Below are 20000 nucleotides of genomic sequence, written 5' to 3'. Positions count from 1 at the left end.
AGTGCTGACCTTATTCAGTGAACGTTCGCTGCTACACGTTCAGCCGCAGGAATTATTACCGTGTCTGTTTCGGGCTGTCGTCCTGCATTTTCCAAATCCAGCGCTAACTTTCTCATCATCAGCGTATTGTCCCGGATAAAGGGAGAACTCTGGATCTGCCGGTCCAGCAGCTGGCTCAGATGCCAGTCCAGCTGCTGAAGCTGGCGGGTGGTGACGTTCGCCGGCAGGGTACGCTGAAGATTCTGCATCACCCAGCCGCGTAAGAATTCGCCGTCATAACTGCGCGGCTGATACAGCATCTTATACGCGCGCAACGCATTCCGGCTGAACTCGCTGTCATCACCCTTGTCCTGCCGCAGGGTCTGGGTGATATTTTGCGCCACGCGCGGCAGCAGCAGGGATTTCAACGCATTCTGATAAAAGCCCCAGGCCGCATCGCTCACCTGGCCGCCGCGATATAATCCGCCGCGCATGATGAGCGGAGGCGCTTCAACCGAGAAACTTTGACTCTGCGGCAATGCCACCAGGCTGTTTAAGAAGGGTAGCAGATCCAGGATATCCCCGGAGTTATTGGCTGCCAGCCGTTTCGCCTGCTGGTCGACCGCAGTCATCCGACTTTCCACCTGGTGCAGATACTGCTGATTTTTATAATAGCTGGTGGTCCACAGCATGGTGGCAATCATCAGCGCCAGTGCCAGCGAGGCATAACCGGCCCAGTGCAGCAGCCGGTTACGGTGCTCCCAGGAGCGATCGCTGCCTGCCAGCCCGCTTTCGGCAAAAATCATGTCATCCATCAGCGAGCGGATAAAATAGCTCTGGCCTTTGTTAGCGGGGATCGGCGCATGGCGGTTTACCGAATCCCAGCTGGCGATGGAGTGGCCTGACGCCTGCGGCAGCTGCAGCTTTCTGTTCAACTCACCCATTATGCGGTCAAACGGCAGCCCTTCCTGGGTGCCGCTGGTAAAGAACACGCCGCGCACTGACCACGGCATGTCGCCATTTTCCGGGGAGAAGACAATATCGAGGTATTCCGCCAGCAGTGGCCGTAAAGAGGCAAACTCCTGCGGGAACAGGAAGCACTCGGCCCGCAGCGTCAGGTCACTTTCCCGCGCCATATTGCCGGCCAGATCGTCCTGCAGCTGTTGGGTCAGCAGGCGGAACTGGCGATCGAACAGCTGGTTAATGGCCGATTCGCTCTGGCGGTTATTTTCCCACGGGAAGCTGAAGCCCCAGATGCGATCGCGCTGCGCTTTATCCAGCGACGCGTAATAGCTCATAAAGCCTTTCAGCAGGTCCGTTTTGGTCACCATCACATACACCGGGAAGTGGATACCGGTTTGCTGGTGCAGTTCGGACATACGCTGACGCAGCGCCGTCGCCTGATTAAAACGCGCTTCGGCCGAGTCGCTAAGCAGATCGGCGACGCTGACGGTCATGATCACCCCGTTGATCGGCTGACGCGTGCGGTAGCGTTTCAGCAGGGTGATAAAGGTCTGCCATTCGTTGGCATCCTTCGCGCGCTGGCTTTCCTGCAGGGTATAACGCCCGGCGGTATCCAGCAGCACCGCGTCTTCGGTAAACCACCAGTCGCAATGACGGGTGCCGCCAACGCCGCGCAGCGCGGTTTTGCCGAAGCTGTCGCTGAGCGGGAATTCAAGGCCCGAATTCACCAGCGCCGTGGTTTTACCCGCGCCAGGCGCGCCGACAATCATGTACCAGGGCAGCTGGTACAAATACTGGGAATTAACGCGTTGCAGCCAGCCGCGCGGCTTTTTCTTGCGATCCCGCCCGCTAAACTGGGTTTTCTTCAGCCGCATGGCCGCTTCACTGAAGCGGGTGCTGAGCAACTCTTCGGTCATTGCCCGGTCGGCATAATCGACGTTGTCATTGTGCTGCAGGTTATTCAGCAAGCGCGAGTTGAACCAGGCACGATACAGCTGGGGGATCAGTTGGAAGATGATCCACAGGAAGAAGCACAGGCAAATGGCCAGCTGGCGGTTGATGACCGGCTCCAGCCAGTGGCTGCCGCCGATTAACAGCTGAGGGCCAAGCATCCAGATCACCGCCGACAGCGCGCTGATGCCGAAAAAGCCCCACAGCAGGCGGCTAAAAATCAGGGAATAAAGGCGAGAAGACATCAGGATTTCCCCGCGGGTTTTCTGCTGCTTTGAACTTCAGGCGCCGGGAAAAGCAGGATTTCCACCCGGCGGTTTTGCGCCCGGTTTTCCTGGCTGTCGTTCGGCAGCAGTGGGTTGCTGTCACCGCGGCCTTCACCGCGGATCATATGGCCAGGCTGAATCATCAGCTGCTGCAATAGCGAGGTCAGCGTATGGGCCTGAGCCAGCGAATATTCATAATTAGATGGGAAGCGGGCGGTACGCTGCGGTTGGTTATCGGTATAAACGCTGACCTGCAGCGTGCCTCTGATGTTATCCATGGCGGCGGCGACGCGCACCATGATCGCCCGGCCCGCAGGGGTTAAATCGCTGCCGCCGCGGTTAAACAGCTTGTCGGCCGCAATAATCACCTTGCTGCCATTGGCGCCGTCGGCAACATCCAGCGTGCGGTCAACGATCAGATCGTCCAGTCGCGTGCGCAAATCCAGCATCGCCTGCGTCGAGGAGCGTCTGACCGGTTCGGCCTTGGGCAGCGGCGTTTGCCAGATGGCACGCAGCAGCGGCTCCGCCGAATTCCCCAGACGCCAGTTAAGGCCGGAATAAATCAGGCTGGCCACAAAGGCGGTCAGCATCACGCATGCCCACAACGGCACCGGCGGTCGCCAGAAGGTGTTCTGGCTGGCGGGCGATAACGGCTGGGGTTCGACCAGCGGTTGCTGCTGCACGCGGGTATCGCTAATCAACTGGGCCAGGCGGGTGCGCAACGCATCACGCTGCAGCTTACCCTGGTCGATGCCACGGTAACGGCCTTCATAGCCCAGCAGCAGACAGTAGTGGATCACCTCAAGCAGCGGCAGATGCAATTTGGGATTTTGCGAGACGCGGGAAAGCAGCTGGAAGACTTTTTCACCACCCCAACTTTCATTATGGAAGGTGACCAGCAGACCGTTGCCCGACCAGACGCCGCGCGTGCCCCACGGGGTTTGCGCCGCGGCTTCGTCCAGCACGCTGCACAGGCAGTAGCGGGCACCAATAATCATGTCAAAGGGCAGGCCGGCTTGTTTACATCGGGTTTCAAACAAGCGGATCTCATCGACCAGTTGCTGACGCAGGCCGGCAGGGTCGTCATGCGTGGCTGCCAGGCGGATCTGCACAATTGCATTCAGCAACGGTGCCGCTGCGGCCAGCAACGGGTTTTCTGGGCTGACGTAAGGGAGCGCGTCAGCGGGGTATTCCGGGGTCATCAGGCTTTTACTGTCTCGGCTGTGTGGCGCCAGCAAGGCGGGCGCTTTGGGTCGTCGGATCGAAGAGTGATTTCTGGCCGTCCGTGGCACAGAACGCGATTATTCCAGGATCCAGGTGGCCGTCGCGTTGTTGCGGCAGGCTTTACTTTGGCCACCCACATCGACGCACACTTTTTTGGCGTTTTTACGTGGGCGGGGACGATCGCTTTTGATCGTGGCATCATACAGGTCGGTTTTCACGCCGGCTTTGAACGGCACGTAACCAATCAGCTGTTCCTGATCGGGATCGGCGATAGCCAGCCAGTGATTTTCCACTTCACCCAGTACGGTAAAGGGTTTGCCATTCTCAAGATAGCGGACGTTCTTGCCACTGAAATCCGGGCTGGTCATCACCGACGCGTTATATAACGCGCGGTAGGTCTCATTGACGGGGGTAAACGACGTCGGTGCCTGTACCGCGTGACGATGGGTGAATTTCACGCCATCCACTTCACTGGTTACGATGGTGTCATCCGTCATCGGCGGAGGAGGAGCCTTGCATCCGGACAGGGACAGCACTGCCAACAGGGTAAACGCGATGCTTATTTTCACATTGGTCCTCATGCATTTCATCAGTGAGTCTTATAGTCCACAGGCAAAACCCCACAATCATTGTCATCGTCCGCTCAGGTAAACTGTCGGTAACAAGAAAAAAAGAGTCAGGTTTACAGAAAGATAAATTCGTTGTCAGTTTACCTGACGCTTTTGAGAATGGGAACAATTGCAGGCCGCCACTTTACATGTTATTGGCGGTCACCAGAGGTGACAATCCATCCCTGAAAGGTGACAAGAAGTCAATTTGATTAGTATCGATAAACTGTCACCAGACCGCATTAATAGCGGCGCTCAGAGCGGGCATCATCTGTTAACGGCTCAAGGGCTTAACGTATCAATCTGGCTAATGTTTTGCGTAGGCTGATTTTTTTAGGCCACCGCGCTTTTTTCAGTTAAAAGCCAGCGAGTTTCAGCAGGGGGATCTGGAGGTGCTTGAGGCAATCAGAAGCCTGTTGGCGGCAAGCGGACAGTGCTAAAAAAGCCGCGCAATCGGGCTGGTCAGGTGATGCACACTGGGAGTGCGATTTGTGCATCATGGCAGGGCAAAATCGCCGCCGGGAATAGGAAACTGTCGCCAGTTAACCAGACGCTCTCTGGCCTTTATCAGGGGAATCAGAGGGTTGAAGATCTGGCACAGGCATTGCAAAAACCGTGATACACAACAATGCATTTGTTTGGCCGGTGACGGTTGCGCGAGTGCTTTGGATAAAGGCGTCCAACTTCGTGCTCCAGGCACAGGCAGGACGCCTTTTTTTATCCTGCCGGTTTTAAGCCAGCGGGGTTACCCCCTGGCAATCAATACCCTGACGCCCAATGCTTCAAACGCCTCTGTCGACTCGGCACTGATGCCGCTGTCGGTGATCAGGTAATGAATATTGCTCCAGTCACAGGGCAGGGCAAACATCGACACCTTGTCGATCTTGCTGGAGTCGGCCACCACATACACCGTGCTGGCCGAGCGGATCATCGCGCTTTTGACTTTGATATCGGTTTCGCTCGGGAAGCTCAGCCCCAGCTTGGGTGAAATGCAGGCGGTCGCCAGAAACAGCTTCTCGGCCAGCACGTTCTCAAAGAAGCTGGCCGCTTTCTCGCCGGAGGTGGAAAGAGTCGGGAACTTAAAGGTGCCGCCGGTCAGCAGAATATTGACGCCGGGCTCACCGCCTAACATCAGCGCGATATTGACTGCGGTGGTGACCACCGACAGCTTGTTGATGTGCCCCAGATGATGGGCGATAGCGGTGGTGGTGGTACCGGAGTCGAAAATCACCGTATCGCCATTTTCGATATGCTCCGCCGCCAGCCGGCCGATAGCATCCTTCTCATCAAGATGGGTTTGCCTCTCCAGCATCAGCGCGCCGGTATTCTGCTTGCCGGTCATCAGCGTGGCACCGCCATGATAACGCTGGACATGTCCCTCTTTCTGCAACACGCGGAGATCGGTACGGATGGTGGCTTCCGTCAGGCCAAAGGCCTCCGTCAGCATCTTTACGGTCACCGTGCCGTCTTCCCGGATCATCTCAAGGATTTTTTCCCGCCGTTGCTGCATGTCGGCTAATTGTTCGCTTTTGCTTTTCAACCGAAACTCTCCCTTCACCTGCTGAACGGGCGAAAACCCGCGCCAAACGGCCGTTAGCGCAAATATTACCTCTGCATTCGATTGAATGCGAGTCCGGTCACTTTCCCCTTTCGCTTTCGTTCGAAAGCCATTGGCTGCTAACGCTATTGATTTTAAACATATTTTTAGCCTTTTAGTCCCTGCCTTCATTCCTGTTAAAGGCAATTTTTCTGGTAAATCAATGACTTGATATTAAGATCGGCTTTTGTTTGAAATTTGATCCACCCCACAATATGCTTATAAACGATAGCGTATATTTTTATTCGAAAACGAATGAGCCGCAGGACTGCCACTTCGCTATCCGGTCAGCGGCGTTACAGACGAAGAGGTAATGATGGACTTTCAGGCAATCAAACAGACAGCGCGTCAGGCCCGACGTTATGTCCTGCAAATGAATCATCGGGCGGGAAAAGGGCATACCGGCGCCGACCTCTCAGAGGTAGACATCATCTGTACGCTGTTTATGGGGGTGATGGATCGCGGTGCTGAGCGTCCCGATCAGGATCGTTTCATTTTATCGAAAGGCCACGGCGCGGGTGGGCTGTATTGCAGCGCGGCGGCGATGGGGCTGATTGACCCGGCGATCCTCGACCAGTTTATGGGCGACGATACGCTGCTGGCAGGCCATCCGGTCAGGCAAAAGCTGCCGGATCTGGTCGAGATTAACTCCGGCGGCCTCGGGCACGGCTTGCCGATTGGCGTCGGCCTGGCGCTGGGCAACAAGCTCTCCGGCATGGGCCATCGCCGGGCATTTGTGCTGCTTGGCGACGGTGAACTGGCGGAAGGCTCAAACTGGGAAGCAGCGATGTCCGCCAGCAAATTTAAGCTCGATAACCTGGTGGCCATTGTGGACCGCAACCGCCTGCAGTTGGCGGGCAAAACCGAAGACATCATGCCGCTGGAACCGCTGGCAGATAAATGGCTGGCGTTCGGTTTCGAGGTGCTGGAGTGCGACGGTCACGATCCCGAAGCGATTGCCAATGCGGTTAACCAGCCGTCCACTGGCAAACCCCGGGTGATCCTCGCCAATACCGAGAAGGGCCACGGCATCTCCTTTATGGCGAACGTCCCGGCCTGGCACCACTCGGTGCCTAATGATGAACAGCTGGCCCTTGGGCTGGCAGAGCTGGAGGAAGACTAATGCAAGACTTACGCGACGCGATCATCGCCACGCTGGTCGATGAACAACATAACGGGGCGAATCTCAGCGTGATGGTTGCTGACTCCACCTCAACCTCCAAAATTGCGCCATTTGAAAAGGCCTTTCCCGATCGGGTGATTAACGTCGGCATCGCCGAGCAGAACATGGTCGGTATGGCGGCGGGAATGGCCTTGAGCGGCAGGACGGTGTTTACCGCCAACGCCGCACCTTTCCTGTTTGCCCGCTCCAATGAGCAGGTCAAGAACGATATTTGCTATACCGAAACCAACGTCAAGATGCTTGGGCTGAATGCCGGCTTTGCCTACGGGCCGCTGGGAGCCACCCACCACTGTACCAATGATATCGCCATTGCCCGCACCTTCGGCAACCTGCAGGTGTTTGCCCCGGCCGATGCCGTGCAGGCCAGCGCCATTGCGCGTTACGCCATTCAGCATACGGGTCCGGTGTATATCCGTATGGACAGCGACAAAGTGCCGGTGCTGCACGGCGACGATTACCAGTTCGTTCCCGGCAAGCCGGAAGTGCTGCAGGAAGGCAAAGAGACGGTGGTGTTCTGTATGGGCACGCTGGCCCATGAAGCACTGGCGGCAAAAGACGACAGCATCACCATCGTTTCCCTGCCTTCGCTGTGGCCACTGGATGAAGCGGCGGTGGTGAAACTGATTGGCGCGCACCAGCAGGTGATCACCATGGAAGAGCATTCCCTGAGCGGCGGTTTGGGCAGCATTATCGGTGAAATTTTGCATAAGCACGCGCTGCGCCAGCGGTTTACCGCGTTGGGCATTCCGGCTTACGAATTTACCCACAGCAGCAGTCGCGCTGCACTGCGCAGCCAGTTCCGTATTGATGCGGAAGGCCTGCGTACCACCCTGCAACACGTTGTCGCCGCCGCCTGAGGAGCCACTGATGAGCAATGAATATGATGTCAATCTGCGCTATGGCGTGGATACCAATATGGATCTGACCGGCAAGGTTGCGGTGGTCACCGGCGGCCTGGGCGGCATCGCCATGGCCAGCAATAAAATGCTGCTGGAAAAAGGCGCCAGCCTGGCGCTGCTTTACCCGGCATTCGAACAGAGCAAAGTGAGCGACGTGGCCAGCCAGTTTGACGCCAGCCGCGTGCAGTTTGTGCAGTGCGATGTGACTGACCCGGCCTCCGTGGAACAGGCTGTCTCAGACGTGGATGCGCATTACGGCCATATCGACATCCTGGTCAACTGTGCCGGCTATGTGATGCTGCAGCCGGTGCTGGAAACCGAGTTTGACGAGTGGCAAAAGCAGGTCGCCGTCAACCTGACCGGGCCGTTCCTCTGCTCGCAGGCGGTGGCCAAACGCATGGTGAAAGCCGGCAAGGGCGGAAAAATTATTAACATCGCCTCGCAGGCCGCCTCCATCGCCATTGATAACCATGTGGCTTACACCTCAGCCAAAGCCGGATTACTGGGCATGACCAAGGTGATGGCTAAGGAGTTTGCGCCGCATAAAATTAACGTGAATACCCTTTCTCCGACCGTGGTGTTGACACCAATGGGCGAAAAAGCCTGGCGGGGAGAAAAAGGTGAGGCAATGAAGCAATTAATCCCGATGGGACGCTTCGCCTACACCGACGAGATTGCCGCCGCCGTGCTGTTCTTTGCCAGCAACGGCAGCGACATGATTACCGGCGCCGATCTGATGATCGATGGCGGCTTTACCATTTGGTAGTACTTCGCCCAGACCAGAGAAGCGAGTCCGAACGCAATACCCTACACGCTGACCCTACAATAATGAGAGAACATCACTATGAACATGCGTTTAACTGCATTAGCCGTTGCCACCGCCTGCACTTTCTCCCACGTGGCGCTGGCAGCCGAGAAAGGCACCATTATGATAATGGTGAACTCGCTGGATAACCCTTATTACGCCTCAGAAGCGAAAGGGGCCAACATGAAGGCGCAGGAGTTGGGTTACAAAACGTCGGTTCTGTCTCACGGCGAAGATGTAAAGAAACAAAGCGAGCTGATCGATGCCGCGATCGGTAAAAAAGTGCAGGGCATTATCCTCGATAACGCCGACTCCACCGCCAGCGTCGCCGCTATTCAGAAAGCCAAGGATGCCGGCATTCCGGTGGTGCTGATTAACCGCGAAATTCCGGTCGACAACGTCGCGCTGGAGCAGATTACCCACAACAACTTCCAGGCCGGCTCTGACGTCGCCAACGTCTTCGTCGAGAAGATGGGTGAGAAGGGCAGCTACGCCGAACTGACCTGTAACCTCGCCGACAATAACTGCGTGACCCGCTCCAAATCCTTCCACCAGGTACTCGACCAGTACACCGACATGAAAAGCGTCGCCCGCCAGGATGCGAAAGGCACCCTGATCGACGGCAAGCGCATCATGGACAGCATTCTGCAGGCGCATCCGGACGTGAAAGGGGTGATCTGTGGTAACGGCCCGGTGGCGTTAGGGGCAATTGCCGCGCTGAAAGCCGCAGGCCGTAACGATGTGATCGTGGTCGGTATTGATGGCAGCAATGATGAACGTGACGCGGTGAAAGCCGGCACGCTGAAAGCCACCGTGATGCTGCAGGCTCAGGCCATCGCCGCGCAGGGTGTGACCGATCTCGATAACTTTATCCAGAAAGGCACCAGGCCTGAGAAACAGCGTGTGATGTTCCGCGGCATTCTGATCAACCCGGACAATGCCTCGAAGGTTCAGGACTTCAATTACAAATCCTGAGTCGTGGTTGTGGTGATACTGCTGCGCCCCTTACGGGGCGCAAAGGAGAGAATTTATGTCCAGGCGAGTCTGGCTGGCAGTCGCGGCGTTAACCCTTGGCGGTTGCCGCATTGTGTCGCAACAGGAATTAGCCGACCTGAAAAACCCACCCAATCCGGCCATGGCGAACGTCACTAATACCTATCAGCAGAAGATCGTGCCGCAGGTGCTAAACGATGCCAAACCGCTGGGCGAGGTAATGAAAGATCTGGCCGCCGCGAAGGATATCGACAGCGCCTGTAAGCAGTTTGGCTACCGTAGCCAGGAAGAGAATCCGTGCGTCTTTACCGTGAAGATTAACGGTACGGTGTCGGCGGTGAATACCACCTCACGCAGCGGCAAGATGACGGTAAAAGACGTCAGCGGCCAGGACGTGGTGGTGCAGATTGGCCCGATAATTCGTGGCACCGCCCTGCGCGATGTCTACAAAGGTTCCAGCTATCAGGACTTCAACGATCAGGTGCTGTTTGGTGATTACGGCCGGGCGATCAACACCCTGGCCTCGAATGAAGTGAAAAAACTTCAGCCGAAAGTGGGCGATCGGGTGGAAGTCGATGGCGTGTTCAGCAGCTGGGACGTGCCGCAATCCGCACCGGATATCACTCCGGCCCGCGTTGTCCGTCAACAGGAGTAAATCATGGCGCACACTGAAGCGGATGTCCTGACGCCGGCCAGCCAGCAGTCGGACGTGATTATCGAAACCCGCAATGTCTCCCGCATTTATCCGGGCGTCACCGCGCTGGATTCGGTGGACTATCGCGTGTATCGCAACAAGGTCAACGTGCTGATCGGCGAAAACGGCGCGGGCAAATCCACCATGATGAAAATGCTGGCGGGCGTGGAAGTGCCGTCGTCCGGGCAGATCCTGCTGGATGGTGAGCCGGTGACCTTACACACCACGCAGCAGGCTGAGAAACACGGCATCAGCATCATTTTTCAGGAGCTGAACCTGTTCCCGAATATGAACGTGATGGACAACATTTTTATCGGCAACGAATTCTTCCAGCGCGGGGTGATCAACGAGAAATACCAGTACCAGCTGGCGAAGGCGCTGCTGGAAAGGCTGGAGCTGGATGTCGATCCCTATGCACCGTTGAACGAACTGGGCATTGGTCATCAGCAACTGGTCGAGATCGCCCGGGCGCTGTCGAAAGACACCCGCGTGCTGATCATGGACGAGCCGACCTCCGCCCTCAGCCAGTCGGAAGTGAAGGTGCTGTTTAACGTCATTGAGGCGCTGAAGCGCCGTGGCGTCACCATCATCTATATCTCGCACCGGCTGGAAGAGCTGATGGAAATTGGCGATCACATCACCATTTTCCGCGACGGTCGTTTTATCAGCGAGCGTGAAGTCCGCGATGCCAGCGTGCCGTGGATCATCGAGCAGATGGTCGGCGACAAGAAAAAGCACTTTGATTATCAGGCCGCCGAGCAGGGCGACGCGGTACTCAACGTCAACGGCTTAACCGCGCTGGCGCAGAACGGTGGCTACAAGCTTAACGACGTCAGCTTCTCGCTGCGCAAAGGCGAAGTGGTCGGCATTTATGGCCTGTTGGGTGCTGGGCGTACCGAGCTGTTCAAAGGTCTGATTGGCCTGATGTCCTGCCAGAGCGGCAGCGTCACGCTGAACGGCGAATGCCTCGACAAGCGCAATTTCCAGTATCGCCTGAAGAAGGGCATTGCGCTGGTGCCGGAAGATCGTAAAGGCGAAGGCGTGATCGAGCTGATGTCGATCAAAACCAATATGACCCTGAGCGATCTGAGCCTGAAAGGCTTCCGCCGTGCGCTGAACCTGCTGCATCCGCAGAAAGAAGCGCAGCGGGTCAACGAGATGATTGAACGGCTGGCAATCAAGGTCAGCGATGTCGAACTGCCGATCACCTCGCTAAGCGGCGGCAATCAGCAAAAGGTGGTGCTCGGCAAGGCGTTGATGACCGGCCCGGAAGTGGTGCTGCTCGATGAGCCGACGCGCGGCATTGATGTCGGCGCCAAAACTGACGTTTATCACCTGATTGGGTCAATGGCCCGGCAGGGACTGGCAGTGATGTTTTCCTCCTCAGAGCTGGATGAGGTCATGGCGTTGGCCGACCGGATCCTGGTGATGGCCGATGGAAAAATCACCGCCGATTTACCCCGGGCTGAAGCCACCCGCGAGCGGCTTATCACGGCGTCCACTCCACATGATTAGCGTGCCCCCCGGGCGTTGAGGAACAAGACCATGAACCAGAAATATTTGCTCTATATGTATCTGCTGAAGGCGCGTACGTTTATCGCGTTGCTGATTGTGATTAGTTTTTTCAGCGTGATGGTGCCGAACTTTTTGACCCCGTCTAACCTGCTAATCATGACCCAGCACGTGGCGATCACCGGCCTGCTGGCGATTGGCATGACGCTGGTGATCCTCACCGGCGGTATCGACCTGTCCGTCGGCGCGGTGGCCGGGATTTGCGGCATGGTGGCCGGTGCGCTGCTGACCAACGGCCTGCCGCTGTGGGGCGGACAAACGCTGTTCCTCAACGTGCCGGAGGTGATCCTGGTGGTCACCCTGTTCGGTATCGTGGTTGGGCTGATCAATGGCGCGGTGATCACCCGGCTCGGTGTGGCACCGTTTATCTGTACGCTGGGCATGATGTATGTCGCGCGCGGTGCCGCGCTGTTATGGAACGATGGCAGCACCTACGCCAACCTGGTGGGCATGCCGCAACTGGGCAATACCGGCTTTGCCATCCTCGGGTCGGGCAGCATTTTGGGCGTCTATATTCCAATCTGGATGATGGTTGGCCTGCTGCTGGTCGGCCTGTATATCACCCGTAAGACGCCGTTGGGTCGCTATATCTACGCCAGCGGCGGTAACGAGTCGGCGGCGCGGCTGGCCGGTGTGCCGATCATCAAAGTAAAAGTGTTTGTTTACGCCTTCTCGGGGATGTGTGCGGCGCTGGTGGGGTTGATTGTCGCCTCGCAGCTGCAAACGGCGCACCCGATGACCGGCAACATGTTTGAGATGGACGCCATCGGGGCCACGGTGCTAGGTGGAACCGCGCTGGCGGGCGGTCGCGGTCGCGTGTCGGGCTCAATTATCGGCGCATTCGTGATCGTCTTCCTCGCCGATGGCATGGTGATGATGGGCGTCAGCGACTTCTGGCAGATGGTGATCAAAGGCCTGGTGATTGTCACCGCAGTAGTTATCGACCAGTTCCAGCAACGCCTGCAAAGCAAAGTGGTGCTGATGCGTCGTCACGAAAAAAAGCAGGCGGCCGCGCCGCTCTCTGAGGTCAGTCATGGCTAGAGAGCTGATCGTTGCGCTGGATGAAGGCACCAGCAATGTTAAAGCGGTGGCTATCGATGCCCGTGGACAAGTGGTGACCAAAGCCTCGCGCCCGCTGACGGTCGACACGCCACGGTCAGGCTGGGTGGAGCAGGACGGCATGATGCTGCTGAACGCTTCGCTGACCGTGCTCAGAGAGGTTATCCACAGCGTTGGCGAAAACCGCGTCGCGGCGCTGGCAATCAGTAACCAACGTGAAACGGCGATGGGCTGGGAGCGGGCAACCGGGAAACCGATCGCGCCGGCAATAACCTGGCAATGTTCCCGCTCTTCGCCATTTTGCGAGCAGCTCAGAGGCGATCATCAGGATGCGTTGATCCGTTCGGTGACCGGCCTGCCGATTGCGCCGTTGTTTTCGGCCTCAAAAATGCGCTGGCTGCTGGATAACACCGCAGATGGCGCGGAAAGGGCGGCTAACGGTGAACTCTGCCTCGGCACCATTGACGGCTGGCTGCTGTGGCATTTTACCGGTGGCAAGCAGTTCCGTTGTGATACCTCCAACGCGGCACGCACCCAGCTGCTGAATCTGCAAACCGGCGAGTGGGATGAGGCGATGCTGGCGCTGTTTGGCCTGCCGCGCGTGGCATTACCGGACATTCATCCGTCCAGCGGACTGTTTGGCACCACCCGTGGCCTGAGCGGGATTCCTGATGGTCTGCCGATTATGGCGATGGTCGGGGATTCTCATGCCGCGCTCTATGGGCACGGGCTGGGGCAGGCGGGCGGGGTAAAAGCGACCTACGGCACCGGTTCTTCGGTGATGGCGCCGCTGCTGACGCCGGACACCAGTATCACTCAACTGGCGACCACCGTGGCCTGGCACGATGGCGAGCGTCTGGTGTACGGGCTGGAAGGCAATATTCCGCACACCGGCGACGGCGTAGCCTGGATGGCGCAGGCCACCGGTCTGACCGACGGCAAAGGGCAGGTACTCAGCCGGGCGCTGCATGAACTGCCGGCCAGCATCGACTCAACGCTGGGCGTTTATTTCGTGCCGGCGCTGACCGGCACCGGTGCGCCCTGGTGGGACGACCAGGCGCGCGGGGTGATTTGTGGCCTGAGCCGTGGCGTGACGCCAGCTCATCTGATCCGCGCTTCGCTGGAAGCCATTGCTTACCAGATTGCCGACGTGATCGCCGCCATGCGCCAGCATCCCGGTTTCCATCTTGAGACGCTGATGGTCGACGGCGGCCCGACGCAAAACCCGTGGCTGATGCAGTTCCAGGCCGATCTGCTGGGTTGCCCGGTGGCGCGCAGCAGTACGCCAGAACTGTCGGCGCTGGGCGCGGGATTACTGGCAAGGCGCGCGCTGGAACAGCTTGACGATAGCCAGCTAATCGCGCTGTTACCCGAACACGATTGCTGGCTGCCAGACGCTGCCCGCCATCAGCAACTTAACACCAGTTGGCAAGGCTGGCGTGAGGCGGTTCAACGCACGCTCTGGCAGCCTGCTGGCCAAACCCATCAAGGAGAACAGCATGAAGCGTAATTTTGCGGGCAAAACCGTGGTGATCACCGGCGCCTGTCGGGGAATTGGGGCGGGCATTGCCGAGCGTTTCGCCAGCGACGGTGCCCGTCTGGTGATGGTTTCCAACGCTGAACGGGTGTTTGAAACCGCCGAAAAGCTTAAGGCGACGCACGGCAGTGAGATCCTCGCGTTGCAGGTGGACGTCACCGATGAACAGCAGGTGCAGCATCTGTATCAGGAAGCGGCATCCCGCTTTGGCACCATCGACGTCTCGATTCAGAACGCGGGGGTGATCACCATCGATACCTTCGACAAAATGCCGAAGTCTGACTTTGATAAGATTCTGGCGGTGAACACCACCGGCGTCTGGCTGTGCTGCCGTGAAGCGGCAAAATATATGGTCAAACAGCAGTCGGGTAGCCTGATCAATACCTCGTCAGGCCAGGGACGTCAGGGGTTTATCTACACGCCGCACTATGCCGCCAGTAAAATGGGCGTGATTGGCATTACCCAAAGCCTGTCGCAGGAGCTGGCACCGTGGAACATCACCGTTAACGCCTTCTGTCCGGGCATTATCGAAAGTGAGATGTGGGATTATAACGATCGGGTGTGGGGGGAAATCCTCAGCACCGAACAGAAAACCTACGGCAAGGGCGAGCTGATGGCGGAATGGGTGCAAAATATTCCGTTGAAGCGGGCAGGGCAGCCGCAGGATGTCGCCGGGCTGGTGGCCTTTTTAGCGTCCGATGATGCGCGATACATCACCGGACAAACCATCAACGTCGACGGCGGATTAATCATGTCCTGAGGACATTCGTTACTCGTTGCCAAACCGCCCAATCAATCCGGCCGCACCTAAGGTGTGGCCTTTTAATTTGCTGAGTAATTCCTCGCGGGTTAAGCCCTGTCCCAGCGCGTTGGCGGGTAAATCCGTGGCAATCAGCGTGAAGTTATAGTGGTGCTGTCCGCTGCCTGCTGGCGGGCAGGGGCCGTAATAGCGCAGGGTGCCGGGGCTGTTTTTGCCGCCGGTATAGCCTTTGCCGTCACTCAACTCTCCTCTGGCAAAGCTGGTGCGCTGGAAGGGAATGTTGTAGGCCACCATATGATTGACGCCCAGTCCTTTTGCGCCGACTGGATCCACCAGCGTCAGGGCAAAGCTTTTGGTGCCCGGCGGCGGATTGTTCCAGCTCAGGGCCGGGGAGATGCCTTCGCCGGTGCAGCTGGCATTCCCTTTGGCATTGCCGGCAAAAGTTTTGGCCATCACATCATTGTCATTAAAGTCGGGCGAATTGAGGGTGAAAACGGGCGCGGCGCTGGCCGCAGTCGCACAAGCCAGCCAAGAGAAACAGAGCAAAATTCTTTTCATCAGTCACATCCTGTTGGTAAATGCCTGGTCAAAGCCTGGACGATCCTCCTTATGTTCGCCAGTTAACTGGATGATTTGGATAGAAACCGATCAACCAGGAGCCATCTGACTCGCGCTCCTCCGCGTATTACGTTACCCTTTGATTAGATTTGTGATCTGTCTTACGTTTTTAACGATTAAAAACTGCATTGCCGCTGGCAATCAATGAGGTTATGACAAAATTCCACCCGATCCGCTCACTTTGCGCTGTCCTGGTTCTGGCCGGCGGTGCTGACCAATATGCGCAGGCGCTGACCACGGATACCCGTGTCGCCGATGCGCCGTTTGACGATCCCGCCCGTTTTAGCCAGTCGCTGCCGGACTTAGGCAGCACAGCTTCCGATGACAGCGCGTTAGAGAAACGCGTCGCCCAGGCGATGAAAACCATTGGCGAAGCCAGTATGAGCAGTGATGACGATCAGTCACTGGGCAGCGAGGCGGGGCAGTGGGCATTCAATCACTTCCGGGACGAGGCCGCCAAACGGGCCGAGACCGAAGGGCAGCAGCTGCTCTCACCTTACGGTCGGGCCAGTATGTCGCTGATGGTGGATATGAAGGGCGACTTTTCCGGCACTTCTGCACAATTAGTGACGCCCTGGGCGGACAATTACCGCTATCTGACCTTCAGCCAGGTGGGCGTGGAACAGACCGATTACGGTCTGGTGGGCAATGCCGGCGTGGGGCAGCGTTGGGTGGCCGGTCACTGGCGGATCGGATACAACGCCTTTGTCGATCAAATGTTTGAATCCAATCAGCAGCGCGGATCGCTGGGCGCGGAAGCCTGGGGCGATTATCTGCGCTTCTCCGCCAACTATTATCAGCCGCTTTCCGGCTGGCGCGATCAAAACAGCCTGACCGAGATGCGTATGGCGCGCGGTTACGACATTACTTCACAGGGTTATCTGCCGTTTTACCGCCAGCTGGGCGTCTCGTTAAGCTATGAGCAATATCTTGGCGACAACGTGGATTTGTTTAACAGCGGCACCCAGGGCAGCAATCCGTCGGCGATTGAGCTCGGCGTTAGCTATACGCCGGTGCCGCTGTTTACCGTCACCGCCAGCCATAAAACCGCGGATACCGGCGAAACCCAGGATCAGTTCGGTCTGAAGATGAATTATCAGATTGGCGTTGCGCTTAGCAAGCAGCTGTCGGCGGATAACGTGGCGGCAGCACGCTCGCTGAGCGGCAGCCGCTATGACACGGTGAACCGCAACAATTCACCGGTGATGGAGTTCCGTCAGAGCAAGACGCTGTCAGTGTTCCTCGCCACGCCGCCGTGGCAGGTTCAGCCGGGCGAAACGCTGCCGCTGAAGCTGCAAATTCGTCACGCCAATGCGATCAAGGCCATCAGCTGGCAGGGTGATACCCAGGCGCTGAGCCTGACGCCGCCCGCCAGCAATACCGATCCGCAGGGCTGGAGCATCATTATTCCGGCCTGGGACAGTTCAGAAGGGGCGAGCAATGAGTATCGTCTTTCGGTCACGCTGGAGGACAGCAAGCAGCAGCGCGTCACCTCAAACTGGATCACCCTGAAGCTGGTGGCTCCGGTCACTCTGCAGGGGGAACAGCAAAACCCGTATGATTTGATGGCACCCTAAGTTACAGCGTAAAAAGGGCCTTTCCTTGTCAGACACAGGCGAAAGGCCCCAGGGTCATACCGCGAGGGTTAGAACTGGTAAATCAGGCCGATACCGATCAAATCATCCGTTGCCAGACCCAGCCGGTTATCCTCTTTCAACAGGTTGAATCGATATTCAACATACCCCTGCATATTCGCATTCATAAAGTACTTCGCACCGATATTGGCATGCTTAAGAATATCGGCATCACCGACGCCTTCGATATCCTTCGCGCGTGAAGACACATATGCCAGTGAGGGTTGGAAGCCGTTGAGGAACAGATACTGCGCGACGGCTTCAACGTTTTGCGCTTTATTGGCAAAACCACCTGCAATCGGCGTCGCATTGTGCGATTCGCCGTACATGGCAGCCAGGTAAAACTGGTTCATGTCATATTTAATCGCGGTTGACCAACGTTCAGCACGATCGCCTTTACCACGCAGTGCGTGATTCTGGGCATCCGTGCGGTTAACGCTGGCCCAGGCAGCAACCACACTGATACCGGCCTCGCTGTTAAAGCCTAACGAGGTGGCGTAACCGTCGCCGTTCGCCCGGGCAATGCTGTCACCCCCGCTGCGCTCATTCTTCCCCTGATACTGAGCCGCAAATTGCAGTCCCTCGACCATGCCGAACAGATTTTGTGTGCGCCATGTCGCCACGCCGCCGGCGCGGCCAGAAAGGAAGGTGTCAAGGTACGCGGTTTCGCCGCCAAATTTTGGCAGCACGTCGGTGTAGGCCAGCGCGTCATAAATCAGGCCGTAGTTGCGGCCATAGTCGAGGCTACCGTAATCACCAAACTTCAGGCCCGCGAATCCCAGACGGGTTTTGTTGCCTGTTTGCGCGTTAACGTCTTCGGCATTATCGAGACGGAATTGGTATTCAAACATGCCGTAGCCGGTCAGGTTGTCGCCGATCTGGGTTTCGCCCTTGAAGCCTAAGCGGGCATAACTGTCATCGACGTTTTTATTGTCATCAGAAGTAAAAATACGGGCGACATCAACCTTTCCAGTAAGGTCAATTTTGTGTCCGTCTTTGTTGAACATATCAGCGGCATGAACGCCGCCGATCGCTATGAGGGAAGAAATAGCCAATGCGAAAAGTTTTAGTTTCATTATTTGAACACCCTGTTCATTTTAAGACGCCCACTTGCGTCGCGTTAGAAAATGCCATGAATAAGAAGCGTATATAAATAAAATATACGTAACAAAATGTAAATATCAAATTTAGATCACTTAATTTTCTGGCTATCGATTATTGTTTTTTATAAGTTGTTTATTGTATATAAGGTTATTTTAATGTAATTAATAATGTTAACTATCTTATTTTAATGTATTAAGTATTGGTGTGCTTTTTTGTTTCTTGGGGTTTCCCCGCGCCAAAATAAGTTCACTCTGTGGAGTGGGGTTATTTATCCTTCTGTCGTTAATGGGTGATCTCTATTACGCGAATGGCTTACTGCTTAGGTTTACTTAATTAGGTTATGCGCTAAGATTATTCGTGCTTGCTGAAAACTGTATTCTTTACGAATGTCTCCTGAAAAGATGTTAGCTGTTGTTTGGGGATATTCAGCATGCTGACCAACCTGGAAAAAAACATTGCGGCACTTTTAAAGTATTAATAGGTAAATATTGGCGTGTGAAATAAATCTGACAGGGCGGGAACGGCCTGTGAACCACTCCTGTCACATTTTAAATGTGATTTTCCTCACATAAATCGCTGTGCAGCGCCGTCGGAATTTGCCAGAATCCAGAAAAAACCTGCAGATATTCAACTATGATCATCCGTCCACATCGCCACTGGTTTGTTCGTTTATTCTCCTGGCACGGCTCAGTGCTGTCCGGCATCATGTTTCGGCTTGGGTTGAATTTGCTGATGTCTATCGTGGCGATTTATTGCCTCGACTGGTACGAGACGTTGGGCGTAAAGCTGACGCTTGCGCCGTTCAGTTTGCTCGGCGTGTCGATTGCTATCTTCCTCGGCTTCCGTAACAGCGTCTGCTATGCTCGCTTCACCGAAGCCCGCCAGCTGTGGGGCAATCTGTTGATCGCCAGTCGAACCATTATGCGCCAGGTATTGGCGATTTCGCCGGCCGATGCGCCGCGCATCAGTGCCCTGTTGATGGCCTTCTGTTACAGCCTGAAGCATCAGTTACGTCAGACCGATCCCAAAGAGGATCTTCATCGTTATTTAGGTGACGAGGCCGAGGAAATTTTGCGCCGCCGGGCGCAGACCAATGCCATCGAAATGAAGATTTCTCAGTGGCTGGCGGAGCAGCGCCGTAATGGCGACGTATCCGATATCGTGTATGCGCAGCTGGACAGCAGCATTCATCAGCTGTCGCAGGTACTGGGAGGATGTGAGCGTTTAGCCAGCATGCCGCTGCCTTTTGCCTATGGTCTGCTGTTGCACCGCACGGTGTATCTGTTCTGTACCTTGCTGCCGTTTGCGCTGGTGCCGGATCTGCATTACATGACGCCGCTGGTCTCGGTGTTTATCGCCTACAGTTTCCTGTCGCTGGATACGCTGGCCGAAGAGCTGGAGATGCCGTTCGGCTATGCCAACAACCATCTGCCGATGGATGCCATGTGCACCAATATTGAGATCAATCTTCTCGAGATGAATAACCAGCGCGATTTGCCTGACACACCAAAACCGGACAGGTACTACCGCCTGACCTGATGCACACGCGGGAAC

General features: G+C 56.5%; 17 protein-coding genes. 11 read left to right on the top strand and 6 right to left on the bottom strand.

Annotation, left to right across the window (positions count from 1 at the left end):
- Positions 1-14: 14 nt before the first annotated feature.
- The 4 genes from tssM to AC1UKS_RS12770 form a co-directional block, all read right to left on the bottom strand.
- Entirely contained in the window at positions 15-2138 is a 2124-nt protein-coding gene (gene tssM, locus AC1UKS_RS12785; protein WP_482433890.1) for a type VI secretion system membrane subunit TssM, read from the bottom strand.
- Positions 2138-3361: a type IVB secretion system protein IcmH/DotU gene (gene icmH, locus AC1UKS_RS12780; RefSeq protein ID WP_482433889.1), complete on the bottom strand. Its 1224-nt coding sequence runs from the start codon at positions 3359-3361 to the stop codon at positions 2138-2140. Before icmH ends, tssM begins: the two co-directional genes overlap by 1 nt.
- Before the next feature lie 99 nt (positions 3362-3460).
- Positions 3461-3973 carry an SH3 domain-containing protein gene (locus AC1UKS_RS12775; RefSeq protein ID WP_082267235.1) on the bottom strand — a complete coding sequence of 171 codons (513 nt, stop codon included), beginning with the start codon at positions 3971-3973 and terminating at the stop codon, positions 3461-3463.
- A 763-nt stretch (positions 3974-4736) separates the two neighbouring features.
- Positions 4737-5531, bottom strand: coding sequence for a DeoR/GlpR family DNA-binding transcription regulator (locus AC1UKS_RS12770; RefSeq protein ID WP_482433887.1), 795 nt, complete (start codon positions 5529-5531; stop codon positions 4737-4739).
- A 373-nt stretch (positions 5532-5904) separates the two neighbouring features.
- On the opposite strand from AC1UKS_RS12770, the gene AC1UKS_RS12765 reads away from it, so the two are divergent.
- From AC1UKS_RS12765 to AC1UKS_RS12725, 9 genes are all read left to right on the top strand, one after another.
- The gene (locus AC1UKS_RS12765) at positions 5905-6711 is read left to right on the top strand and encodes a transketolase (RefSeq protein WP_041692280.1); all 807 of its coding nucleotides are present in this window, start codon (positions 5905-5907) and stop codon (positions 6709-6711) included.
- Positions 6711-7628, top strand: a complete 918-nt coding sequence (locus AC1UKS_RS12760; protein WP_482433886.1) for a transketolase family protein — start codon at positions 6711-6713, stop codon at positions 7626-7628. The genes AC1UKS_RS12765 and AC1UKS_RS12760 overlap by 1 nt, the downstream gene beginning before the upstream one ends.
- A 10-nt stretch (positions 7629-7638) precedes the next feature.
- A complete protein-coding gene (locus AC1UKS_RS12755; protein WP_265910243.1) occupies positions 7639-8436 on the top strand; it encodes a GolD/DthD family dehydrogenase in 798 nt (265 codons plus the stop codon).
- A 78-nt stretch (positions 8437-8514) separates the two neighbouring features.
- Positions 8515-9450 (top strand): substrate-binding domain-containing protein, encoded by a 936-nt coding sequence (locus AC1UKS_RS12750; protein ID WP_482433884.1) that lies wholly within the window; start codon positions 8515-8517, stop codon positions 9448-9450.
- Between the two features lie 55 nt (positions 9451-9505).
- Positions 9506-10123 carry a DUF2291 family protein gene (locus tag AC1UKS_RS12745; protein WP_013201871.1) on the top strand — a complete coding sequence of 206 codons (618 nt, stop codon included), beginning with the start codon at positions 9506-9508 and terminating at the stop codon, positions 10121-10123.
- Between the two features lie 3 nt (positions 10124-10126).
- Positions 10127-11677, top strand: coding sequence for a sugar ABC transporter ATP-binding protein (locus tag AC1UKS_RS12740; RefSeq protein WP_013201872.1), 1551 nt, complete (start codon positions 10127-10129; stop codon positions 11675-11677).
- Between the two features lie 30 nt (positions 11678-11707).
- Complete coding sequence (locus AC1UKS_RS12735; protein WP_265910246.1) at positions 11708-12775, top strand: ABC transporter permease; 1068 nt, start codon at positions 11708-11710, stop codon at positions 12773-12775.
- Complete coding sequence (locus tag AC1UKS_RS12730) at positions 12768-14303, top strand: FGGY family carbohydrate kinase (RefSeq protein ID WP_482433882.1); 1536 nt, start codon at positions 12768-12770, stop codon at positions 14301-14303. The genes AC1UKS_RS12735 and AC1UKS_RS12730 overlap by 8 nt, the downstream gene beginning before the upstream one ends.
- Positions 14293-15090 (top strand): glucose 1-dehydrogenase, encoded by a 798-nt coding sequence (locus AC1UKS_RS12725; protein WP_482433881.1) that lies wholly within the window; start codon positions 14293-14295, stop codon positions 15088-15090. Before AC1UKS_RS12730 ends, AC1UKS_RS12725 begins: the two co-directional genes overlap by 11 nt.
- Positions 15091-15099: 9 nt before the next feature.
- On the opposite strand, the gene AC1UKS_RS12720 is transcribed toward AC1UKS_RS12725, so the two are convergent.
- Entirely contained in the window at positions 15100-15648 is a 549-nt protein-coding gene (locus tag AC1UKS_RS12720) for a YbhB/YbcL family Raf kinase inhibitor-like protein (protein WP_482433879.1), read from the bottom strand.
- Positions 15649-15860: 212 nt separating this feature from the next.
- Here AC1UKS_RS12720 and AC1UKS_RS12715 point away from each other — a divergent pair, with 212 nt between their 5' ends.
- Positions 15861-17285 carry a YchO/YchP family invasin gene (locus AC1UKS_RS12715; RefSeq protein WP_482433877.1) on the top strand — a complete coding sequence of 475 codons (1425 nt, stop codon included), beginning with the start codon at positions 15861-15863 and terminating at the stop codon, positions 17283-17285.
- A 68-nt stretch (positions 17286-17353) separates the two neighbouring features.
- Here AC1UKS_RS12715 and AC1UKS_RS12710 read toward each other — a convergent pair whose 3' ends face one another.
- Positions 17354-18421, bottom strand: coding sequence for a porin (locus tag AC1UKS_RS12710; protein WP_482436975.1), 1068 nt, complete (start codon positions 18419-18421; stop codon positions 17354-17356).
- 658 nt (positions 18422-19079) lie between these two features.
- Here AC1UKS_RS12710 and AC1UKS_RS12705 point away from each other — a divergent pair.
- A complete protein-coding gene (locus tag AC1UKS_RS12705) occupies positions 19080-19985 on the top strand; it encodes a bestrophin family protein (RefSeq protein ID WP_265910251.1) in 906 nt (301 codons plus the stop codon).
- The last annotated feature ends 15 nt before the right edge of the window (positions 19986-20000 follow it).

This window comes from Erwinia sp. AK-PDG3-5 (genome assembly GCF_056821705.1).
This window is presented reverse-complemented; position numbering and strand designations above follow the sequence as displayed.